Here is a 9,785-nt window from a genome sequence, read left to right as displayed (position 1 = left end):
TCTGTGGCGACGAGGAGCGCAGGCTCGGGGTCGGCGCGCGCAGCGCGCTTCGTCAACTGACTTGTCGCAGCTGTCTGAGTGCAGTGAGCGAAGCGAACGTAGCGAGTTCTGCGGCACGACCCCGAGCCGAGCACCGCAGTGCAGTCGAGGCGCAGCATCGACCGCCACAGCATGAGCCCCCGCCGGCTGCCGCCCGCCGCGACGCCCCCATCGCCGCAGGACACAAAGCATGACGACAACTCCAACCCGAGAACAAATGCAGCGCCACCTGCGCGCCGCGAACAAGATCGCACAACGCGCGCTAAATGCCGGCCACCACCCGTTCGGCGCCGTGCTCGTTGGGCCTGACCACGAAACCGTGCTCATCGAACAAGGCAACGTCGACAGCGTGAACCACGCCGAAGCCGTGCTCGCCCGCAGCGCAGCGCAGCAGTTCGATGCAAAGACGCTGTGGGACTGCACGCTCTACACCACCGTGGAACCTTGCTGCATGTGTGCCGGCACGCAGTACTGGGCCCACATCGGCGGGCTGGTCTACGGCATGGAAGAGCGCCGCTTGTTGCAGCTCACCGGCAACCATGCCGAGAACCCGACGATGGACCTGCCCTGCCGCGAGGTCTTCGCACACGGGCAGAAGGCCATGCGCGTGTGGGGCCCGATCACCGAAGTCGAAGAAGAGATCGCCCCGTTGCACCTTGCCTTCTGGAAGCGCGGCGCCGGTTCATGAGCTGGCGCGGATCGCTGAAGCTCGACTACCGGCGCGACCCGCACAGCGAGCTGCCGCGCACCGTGGTGCTCGACCGCCACGACGGCCCGCTGCGCGTGCTGGCGAGCCTGTACCCCGAGGCGCCGGCGGTGTGCCACAACGTGCTGGTGCATCCGCCGGGTGGCATCGTCGGTGGTGACGAACTGGCGATCGACGCCACGCTCGCAGAAAGCGCCCACGCACTCGTCACCACCGCGGGCGCGACCCGCTTCTATCGCAGCACCGGCGCACCGGCGCTTCAGACCTTGCAGGCCAGCGTGGCCGAAGGTGCACGCCTGGAATGGCTGCCGCTCGAGACCATCGCCTACAGCGGCTGCATCGCCGAGAACCGCCTTCGATTCACGCTCGCGCCGGGCGCCGAGATGATCGGCTGGGACGTGCTCGCACTCGGCCTGCCGGCCTCGAACCAGGCCTTCGAGCGCGGCTCGTTCCGGCAGAGCATCGAACTGCCCGGCCGCTGGCTCGAACGCGGCCTGATCGACGCGGCCGACACCCGCCTGCTCGACTCGCCGCTCGGCTGGGCCGGCCAGCGTGTGATGGGCACGCTCTGGTTCGCCAGCGGCGCGGCCTTGACCAGCCCGCGGCGCGACGCGCTGCTCGACGCGGCGCGTGCCGTGGCCGACCAGCACGCACTCAAGGCCAGCGCCGGCGCCACATCGCCACAAGACGGCGTGGTCGTGCTGCGTGTGCTCGCGCCGCGCGTGGAGCCGCTGATGAATCTGCTGGCCGGCGTGTGGGCCGAATGGCGCCAGGTGGCGTGGCGGCTCGCACCCTGCACGCCCAGGGTCTGGCGAACCTGAACTGCGGCGCTGCGAAAAGCTCTCATGGCCTGGCCCGGCGGCTCGGCGAAGCCGCAGCGTGCAGGTGGCTCAGGAATTCGGTGGCGATCGGCGACAGTTGTTTGCCCTTGGGATACAGCACGAACCAATTCGAGTGAACCGGATAGCCGCGCACGTTCAGAACCGTGACGATGTCGGTCGCGGCGTCCGGCTGCAGCGCGTGACGCGACAGAACGGCCAGGCCGAGCCCGGCGGCGACGGCATGCTTGATGGCCTCGTTGCTGCCGAGCTCGAGGCGCACATCAGGGCGAAACTTCAAGGCCGCAAAGTGCGCGTCGCAGGCCATGCGCGTGCCCGAGCCCTGTTCCCGCAGAATGAAACGTTCGCTCGCCAGCGCCTCCATGGCCACCGCGCGTCGGCCCGCCAGGCGGTGTGATGTGGGCGCGACCACGACCAGCGGGTTCGGCAACAGCATGCGCTGCTCCAGCTCGATGTCGTCGGGCGGCATCGACATGATGTAGAGATCGTCGCGGTTCTCGCGCAGCCTCGCCACCACGCCGTCGCGGTTCAGCACCTGCAGCGCGATGTCGATCTGCGGGTGCATGGCGCAAAACGTTCCCAGCATCTCCGGCACGAAGTACTTGGCGGTGCTGACCATCGACACCCCGAGCCGGCCCTGGGTCATGCCCTTGAGGCCGGCGATCATCTGCTCGAACGCCGACCATTCGCTGGTCATGTTCCGTGCCGTCTTCAACAGCGCGTCACCGGCCACGGTCAGGTGCAATCGCTTGCCCAGCTGTTCGTACAGCGGCAGGCCCACCGCGGCGGTCAGGTCCTTGAGTTGCATCGACACGGTGGGCTGCGTGACGTGGCAGGCGCGCGCAGCGGCGGTGATGCTGCCGTTCTCTGCCAGTGCGATGAACAACTGCAATTGCCGGAACGTGGTGTGCATAGACATAAGTCGATTATCAGCATCAGAACAATCGACTTTACCCGACTCATTATTCACCCTAGCATCGCCCGGCGTTTTGCTTCCAGCCTCATGTCATGCACAGCTTTCTCGACCCGGCCATCCTCTTCTTCGCGTTCGGTGCGCTCGCCGGCACGCTCCGCTCGAACCTCGAGATTCCACCTTCGATTTCGCGCTTCCTGTCGCTCTACCTGCTGATGGCGCTCGGCCTGAAGGGCGGGTTCGCGCTGGCCAAATCGGGCCTGACGTCGGAAGTGGCCGTCAGCCTGGCCTGCGCGGTGGCGCTCGCCATCGTCATCCCCGCGTTGAGTTATGTGTTGCTGCGACGGGTCGTCTCGGGTTTCGACGCGGCGGCCGTCGCCGCCACCTACGGGTCGGTGAGCGCCGTCACCTTCATCACGGCGGTGCAATATCTTGAGACTCATCACCTGCCTTTTGGAGGCCACATGGCGGCCGCCATGGCCTTGATGGAGTCTCCCGCGATCGTGCTCGCCATCGTCACCGCGAACATGCTTCGGCAGCAGGCAGGCGGCGGCGTGGTGCTGGCCGCCAGCGGCAGCGCGGCAATCGTGCCTTCGCGGCTGTCGATGGGCCGCGTGCTGCACGAGTCCTTCACCGATGGTGCCCAACTCTTGCTGCTCGGCTCGATGCTCGTCGGGATGCTGAGCGGCGAATCCGGCCAGGCTTCGATGCAGCCGTTTTCCGGCGATCTCTTCAAGGGCATGCTGGCGTTCTTTCTGCTCGACATGGGCTTGCTCACTGCACGCAACGTGGGGCAGCTCAAGGGCAAGGCGCCCGCGCTGATCGCCTACGGCCTCTGCGCACCGCTGCTTCACGCGGGGCTCGCTCTGGCTCTGGCGGCCTTCGTCGGCATGTCGGTGGGCAACGCCACGCTGCTGGCCGTGCTCGCGGCGAGCGCCTCTTACATCGCCGTGCCCGCCGTGCTGCGCCATGCCCTGCCCGAAGCGAACGCGTCGCTCTACTTCGGCATGTCGCTCGGTCTGACCTTTCCCTTCAACATCCTCATCGGCATCCCGCTGTACGCGGCCGCCGCCAGGCACCTGTTGACCTGAGGCATCTGCTCGCCGGGCGGCCTGACGCCCCACCGTGGTGGGCGGCGACGTGGGCGCGGACGCGTGCCGCGTGCACACCGACTTTCGCGTTCTCGACCCGCCCCAAGGGTCTGCATCCGATCGAATCCACCGCGCGTAGGGGCCTGAAACAAGCGCCCTGACCGGAGGAATCGCCGTGGCCCTGAACGCCTCTTCTGCTTCTGCCCCTGCCGCCTTCGGCTGGCAGCCGCATTGGCCGGAATCGCAGCGGCTGGCGGAGTCGCTGCGCTGTTGCCGCCTGACCCTGCTGTGCGGGGCCGCCGGCTCGGGCAAGAGCTCACTGCTGGCCGAGGGGCTGATGCCGCTGCTGCAGCGCCGCGCGGTCGATGCGGCGTTGCGCAGGCCGCGAGACGGCTCGCCGGTGATCATGCCCTTCCCCGAGCGCCGCAGCGCGGCGCGCGCGCGGCTGGCCGAGATCGTGATCCTGTTCGACGCGGCAGGCGTTGCCCCGCTCGATCGCCTGCACGAGCGCATCGACGAGGCCTTGCGCGCGGCCGGCGTGCTGCCCGAGCCGCACGCCTCGAGCCTGCCCGACCGGGTGCAGGCGCTGGCCGACCGCTGGGGCACGAAGTTCCTGTTCGTCTTCGACCGCTTCGAAGAACTGCTGAAGACCGGCGCCGGTGTGACCGGTCGAAGCGCCATGCTCGACGAGCTGGTGGCCTTGCTGAACCGGCGGCTGCCGGCCCATGTGCTGGTCGCGCTGCGCTCTGAAGACCACGCCTTGCTCGAGCCGTTCGAGCGCCGCCTGCAGGCCGTCGACCCCGAGATGATGGTGTTGCCGTCGCCGCAAGGCTCCGACACGTCACCGCCGACACGCCACCACCTCGCCGTGGCGCCGGCGTGGGTCGAACGCAGCGCTGCCGAGCACGCACGCTGGCATCAAGACAGCCAACTCCCGCTGCTGGAAGACGCCGCGCCACCCGAGCCGCCACCCTCGTTCGTGACCCGCGCCCGGCACCGCGCCGACACGCCTTTCGGGACCGGTTCACGGCTGTCGAAGCGTTGGCGCTGGCAGGTGCCGCTGGTGCTGGCGCCACTCGCGATGGTGGCGTTTGCGCTGCCGGTGGTGTGGTCGGGATCACCGGGTCGCGCCGCGCCGGATCGAAACGCGACACCGGACGCCAGCACCCTGGCGCTGGCCGCTCCAACGACACAGGCAGCACGCGTGACCCGGCCGGCGCTCGACTTGCAGATCGAGCGCGACGGCGCTACGGCGGCTCGCTTGCCTGCCCAACTGGCCAAGGCACTCGCCGCCGACGCCGCGCAGCCGCTGAACCTGCGTGCCGGCCCCGGCGGCCCGGCCACGCTGGCGGCGCTGGCAGCCGGCGATGGCCCGGCACGCCTGGCGGTCGTGCGCTACGACGCACTGCAAGCCGCGGCCCGCGCCACGCCGCAGCGCCCGATCGCCGTCGTGGCCCCGCTCTACACCGAAGAGATCCACGTCGTCGTGCGCGCCGATTCCACGTTGCGCTACCTCCACGAGATCGGCGCGCAGCGCATCAACATCGGTGCCGCCGACAGCGCTCGCGCGCTGACCGCGGGCAACCTGTACCGCCGCCTGTTCGGCGCACCGGTGCCGCAGACCGCCGACGGCACGCTCGACGCCACCGAAGCGCTGCAACGGCTGGTCTCGGGCCAGACGCTCGACGTGGTGGTGCTGGTCGCGGCCAAGCCCGCTGACGCGCTGGCCGCGTTGCCTGCCGGGAGCCGGCGTGCCCTCAAGCTGCTGCGCCTGGCGCCCGACCACCCGGCCAGCGCCAGGGCCTTGCAGGCCTACCTGCCGGCCACCGCGCAAGTGCCCGGCGGCGCGCCCGTGCCCACGCTCGCGGCCATGGCCTTCATGGTGACGAGCGGCGCGCCAGACGCTGCCTCGTCCGAAAGCATCACGCGGTTCACCCAGGCCTTGTGCGGCAGCCTGCCCGGCCTGCAGGCGCGCGGTGACGCCAAGTGGCGCGAAGTGCAACCCGGCCTGCAGCTCCCGACGCCCTGGCCGGTGGCTGCGGCGGCCGAAGCGGCCTGGGCCGATTGCCGGCTGCCCGCGACGGCCACGCCTTCATCACTACCGCAGACCCTGGCGGCCCGCGTTCCACCCACCCCCACGACAGGAGATCGACCATGAACAACACCCGCTTCGCCCTTCACTCTCTTGCCGCGCTGAGCGGCCTGCTCTGGCTCGCGGGCGGCGCCATTGCTGCCGACGCGCCGGTCGAAAAAGTCAGCGTTCGCGCGGTGGCCTATTTCGACTTCGACCGCGCGAGCATCCGCCCCGAAGACCAGGCCTTGATCCTGGCCGACGTGGGCAAGATGAAGAACGTGACCTGGCAGACCGTCACCGCCACCGGCCACACCGACAACGTGGGCGCAGCGAGCTACAACGCGCGCCTGGCCACGCGCCGGGCGCAGGCGATCAAGACTTACCTGGTCGGCAAGGGCCTCGACGGTTTGATGATCAAGACCGACGCCCGTGCGGCGCAACAACCGGCTGCCGACAACCAGTCGAGCGACGGCCGCGCGCGCAACCGGCGCACCGAGATCGAGTTCCAGGGGGTGCAGACGGCGGCGCGATGACGCGGCGCGGGCCGAGTCGGCGGCTTCAGTCGTTCGCGAAGCTGTACGGGCCGCCGCGCTCCAGCGCCCTTTGATAAGCGGGACGCGCGTGGATGCGCTTGAGCCAGCCCATCAGCCTGGGCCGGCTCGCGTCGAGCCCGGCGCGCTGCGCAGCGGCTTCGATCGGGAAGCTCATCTGCACGTCGGCCGCGCTGAATTCATGGCCGACGAACCATTCGCTTTGGGCCAGTTCGCCTTCCATGAAGTCGAGCTGGCGTCTCAGGTTCGGCGAGACCATCATCGACTGCACCTTGGCCGAGATGCCGCGCGCGATCGGCTTCACGAAGAAGGGCATGGGCGCGCTCGCCACCTTGTCGAAGATCAGCTTGAGCAGCAGCGGCGGCATGGCCGAGCCTTCGGCGAAGTGCATCCAGTAGCGCCAGCGCAGGCGCTCGGGGCTGCCGATGGCCGGTGCGAGCCGGCCGTTGCCGTAACGCTCGACCAGGTACTCGATGATCGCGCCCGACTCGGCCACGGTCACGTCGCCGTCGGTGATCACCGGCGACTTGCCGAGCGGGTGCACCTTCTGCAATTCGGGCGGCGCCAGCATGGTCTTGGCGTCACGCTCGTACTTCTTGATCTCGTAAGGCACGCCGAGTTCTTCGAGCAGCCACAGCACACGCTGCGAGCGGGAATTGTTGAGGTGGTGAACGATGAGCATGAGAGCTGCCGGTAGACGAAACAGACCGCATTGTCCAACGCCCGGTAACGTTTTGCGATTTCCGCGCCCGGCCCGAGTCTTTTACAGTGCAGGGTACGACAGCCCGACGCGAAAGACCGACCGATGAAACTCACCCACTCGATAGCCTTGGCCTGCGCGCTCATCGTGGCAGCCTGCGGCGGCACCGACGAACTGGCACCGCCGGCGGTGCGCCTCGTGCACCTGGCCCCCGACTCGCCGCGCCTGTCGCTCTACAAGGACGGTGACCGCCAGCGCGATGCCGACGACCTGTACTACAAAGAGGCTTCGGACTACTACAGCACCGCACCCTCCGACGACACCTGGGCGGTGCGCACGAGTTCGGGCGGCTCCACGGTGGGCAGCGTCGACATCGACACACACCTCGGCCACCGCTACTCGGTCGTCGTGATGCCGGCGAGCGCGACCGACAACAGCCTGTACGTCATCAACGACCCGTACAACAAGCCGATCGGCAGCAGCAGCACGCGGCTGCGCATCGTGAACGCCTCGCCCAGCGCACCGAGCATCGACCTCTACATGAACCTGAAGAGCACCGACATCAGCGCACCCGGCATCAACCCGTTCGTCGCGGGCACGGCCTACCGCAGCGCCGGGCCGAGGTCGGGCGACGACTCGAAAGACATCCCGGGCGGGCTGTTCCAGCTGCGCATCACCGCGGCCGGCTCGAAGACGGTGTTGTTCTCGGGCGCCATCGACTTCAGCGACGACGAAGACCTGCTGGTGATGACGGTCTCCGACCCCACCACCGCCAGCGGCTTGCGCGTGCTGGCCAAGGTTGACGGGCGCGGCGGCGTGCGCGAGGTGCTGCCCGACCCGCTGTAAACCCGCGACAACAAGACCACGCGGCAAACGCGTAAGCGTTTGCTTTCAAGCGCGGTCTTGTCCGACAAGAGCTTCGGGCATGGCCGACGCGGCAAGGCCTTCGTGCCTGACACGGCGCCCGGGGGGTGGAACCTAGAGTGAGGCGCTTCAACGCTTTCCTCAAAGGACCCCCATGAAACCCGTTCTGAAACTCCTGCTCGCCGCCGCCCCGGTCGTCTTCATCGCCGCCTGCGGCGGTGGCAACGACCTCGAAGACCGCCTCGACGTGGCCGACCCCGTCGTGCGCTTCGTGCACGCTTCGCCGCTCGCGCCGAACGTGACGCTCTACCGCGCCGACGTGGCGCAGCCGAACGCCACCGACGTGCCCTACCTGAGCGCCAGCAACTACGACTACACCAGCACGGCCGCGGCCGACTGGACGCTGAAAACCGCTTCTGGCAACGTGCAGATCGGCAGCAGCATCAACGTCGACCCGCAGCGTGGCAACAAGTACACCTTCGTGGCCCTGCCCACGGCCACGGGCAACAGCATGTACGTGATCCGCGACCCGTACAACAAGCCGCTCACGAGCGAGAGCACCAAGCTGCGCGTGATGAACGCGTCGTTCAACGCCCCCAGCATCGACGTCTACATGACGACCGGCACCGACGCCGACCTGAGCGCGGCCAACCCGCTGATTCCGGCGACGGCCTACAACACCTCGGGGCCGGCTTCGGGCAGCGACTCGATCGACATTCCGGGCAACAACGCCACGTCGAACCCGTCGTACCAGTTGCGCATCTTCACGGCCGGCACCAAGACCAACCCGTTGTTCTCGGGCCGCGTGACCTTCGGCAACAACCAGGACGTGTTGCTGCTGACGGTGCCCGACCTGACCAGCGGCGGCATCAAGGTGCTGAAGAAGGTCGAAGGCACGGGCGCCGCGACTGAAGTCGCGCCGGGCTGATCTGTTGAGACCGAGCGGGAGCGCGTTGCGCGCTCCCGCTTTTTTTCGTCAGATCGACATCAGCCGGCGCACGCCTTCGGCTTCCATGTCCTTGCCGCGGCCACGCTGGATGATCTCGCCACGCTCCATCACGAGGTACTGGTCGGCCAGTTCGGCGGCGAAGTCGTAGTACTGCTCGACCAGCACGATGGCCATCTTCTGGCCACCGGCCATTCCCTTGTCGGCGAGCATGCGGATCACCCGCCCGATGTCCTTGATGATGCTCGGCTGAATGCCTTCGGTCGGCTCGTCGAGGATCAGCAGCTTCGGCCCCGCCGCGAGCGCGCGCGCAATCGCGAGCTGTTGCTGCTGGCCGCCCGAGAGGTCACCGCCGCGCCGGTTCAGGAACTGCTTCAGGATCGGGAACAGCTCGAACAGCTCGGGCGGGATCGGCGTGCTGCCGCTCTTGTAGGCCAGGCCCATGCGCAGGTTGTCTTGTACCGTGAGCCGGCCGAAGATCTCGCGGCCCTGGGGCACGTAGCCCACGCCCTTGCGCACCCGCTCGTAGGGTGTGTCTTTCGTGATCGGCGCGCCATCGAGCACGATGCTGCCGGTCTTCACCGGCACCACCCCCATCAGGCTCTTCAGCAGCGTGGTCTTGCCCACGCCGTTGCGGCCGAGGATCACGGTCACTTCACCGAGCTTCGCTTCGAACGCGACGTTTCGCAGGATGTGCGAACCGCCGTAGTACTGGTTGACGCCTTCGACTTTGAGCATGCTGTGTTCGTCTCAGCGCCCGAGGTAGACCTCGACGACCTTGTCGTTCGCCTGCACTTCGCTGAGCAGGCCTTCGGCGAGCACGCTGCCTTCGTGCAGCACGGTCACCTTCTTGCCGTTCTTGCCGTTCTGCGTGAGTTCGCCGATGAACTTCATGTCGTGTTCGACGACCACGAGCGAGTGGTTGCCTTCGAGCGAAAGAAACAGCTCGGCGGTGCGCTCGGTTTCTTCGTCGGTCATGCCGGCCACAGGTTCGTCGAGCAGCAGCAGCTTCGGGTCCTGCATCAGCAGCATGCCGATCTCGAGCCACTGCTTCTGGCCGTG

General features: G+C 68.0%; 11 protein-coding genes. 7 read left to right on the top strand and 4 right to left on the bottom strand.

Annotated elements, in window-relative coordinates:
- Positions 1 to 229: 229 nt before the first annotated feature.
- Both AC30PD_RS09975 and AC30PD_RS09970 read left to right on the top strand, forming a co-directional pair.
- On the top strand, positions 230 to 727 hold the full coding sequence (locus AC30PD_RS09975; RefSeq protein WP_489535508.1) for a nucleoside deaminase: 498 nt from the start codon (positions 230 to 232) through the stop codon (positions 725 to 727).
- Entirely contained in the window at positions 724 to 1,566 is an 843-nt protein-coding gene (locus tag AC30PD_RS09970; RefSeq protein ID WP_489535507.1) for an urease accessory protein UreD, read from the top strand. The genes AC30PD_RS09975 and AC30PD_RS09970 overlap by 4 nt, the downstream gene beginning before the upstream one ends.
- Positions 1,567 to 1,588: 22 nt before the next feature.
- Here the strand turns inward: AC30PD_RS09970 and AC30PD_RS09965 are convergent, their stop codons facing one another.
- Complete coding sequence (locus AC30PD_RS09965; protein WP_489535506.1) at positions 1,589 to 2,503, bottom strand: LysR family transcriptional regulator; 915 nt, start codon at positions 2,501 to 2,503, stop codon at positions 1,589 to 1,591.
- A gap of 89 nt (positions 2,504 to 2,592) precedes the next feature.
- Here AC30PD_RS09965 and AC30PD_RS09960 point away from each other — a divergent pair, with 89 nt between their 5' ends.
- The 3 genes from AC30PD_RS09960 to AC30PD_RS09950 all read left to right on the top strand — a co-directional run bounded on the left by AC30PD_RS09960 (position 2,593) and on the right by AC30PD_RS09950 (position 6,195).
- A complete protein-coding gene (locus AC30PD_RS09960; RefSeq protein WP_489535505.1) occupies positions 2,593 to 3,588 on the top strand; it encodes a sodium-dependent bicarbonate transport family permease in 996 nt (331 codons plus the stop codon).
- Between the two features lie 175 nt (positions 3,589 to 3,763).
- Complete coding sequence (locus tag AC30PD_RS09955) at positions 3,764 to 5,746, top strand: nSTAND1 domain-containing NTPase (protein WP_489535504.1); 1,983 nt, start codon at positions 3,764 to 3,766, stop codon at positions 5,744 to 5,746.
- Positions 5,743 to 6,195, top strand: coding sequence for an OmpA family protein (locus tag AC30PD_RS09950; RefSeq protein WP_489535503.1), 453 nt, complete (start codon positions 5,743 to 5,745; stop codon positions 6,193 to 6,195). The genes AC30PD_RS09955 and AC30PD_RS09950 overlap by 4 nt, the downstream gene beginning before the upstream one ends.
- A gap of 25 nt (positions 6,196 to 6,220) precedes the next feature.
- On the opposite strand, the gene AC30PD_RS09945 is transcribed toward AC30PD_RS09950, so the two are convergent.
- Entirely contained in the window at positions 6,221 to 6,895 is a 675-nt protein-coding gene (locus tag AC30PD_RS09945) for a glutathione S-transferase family protein (protein WP_489535502.1), read from the bottom strand.
- A gap of 123 nt (positions 6,896 to 7,018) precedes the next feature.
- Here AC30PD_RS09945 and AC30PD_RS09940 point away from each other — a divergent pair, with 123 nt between their 5' ends.
- Both AC30PD_RS09940 and AC30PD_RS09935 read left to right on the top strand, forming a co-directional pair.
- Positions 7,019 to 7,759 (top strand): DUF4397 domain-containing protein, encoded by a 741-nt coding sequence (locus AC30PD_RS09940; protein ID WP_489535501.1) that lies wholly within the window; start codon positions 7,019 to 7,021, stop codon positions 7,757 to 7,759.
- A 172-nt stretch (positions 7,760 to 7,931) separates the two neighbouring features.
- Entirely contained in the window at positions 7,932 to 8,705 is a 774-nt protein-coding gene (locus AC30PD_RS09935) for a DUF4397 domain-containing protein (protein WP_489535500.1), read from the top strand.
- Positions 8,706 to 8,753: 48 nt separating this feature from the next.
- Here the strand turns inward: AC30PD_RS09935 and urtE are convergent, their stop codons facing one another.
- Complete coding sequence (gene urtE / locus AC30PD_RS09930) at positions 8,754 to 9,461, bottom strand: urea ABC transporter ATP-binding subunit UrtE (RefSeq protein WP_489535499.1); 708 nt, start codon at positions 9,459 to 9,461, stop codon at positions 8,754 to 8,756.
- Positions 9,462 to 9,473: 12 nt separating this feature from the next.
- Positions 9,474 to 9,785: ABC transporter ATP-binding protein C-terminal domain-containing protein (locus tag AC30PD_RS09925; RefSeq protein ID WP_489535498.1), on the bottom strand; the 312-nt coding region annotated here is incomplete at its 5' end.

The organism is Rhizobacter sp. (genome assembly GCF_032229685.1).
In the GTDB taxonomy this organism is placed as follows: Bacteria; Pseudomonadota; Gammaproteobacteria; order Burkholderiales; family Burkholderiaceae_C; genus LMDS01.
This window is presented reverse-complemented; position numbering and strand designations above follow the sequence as displayed.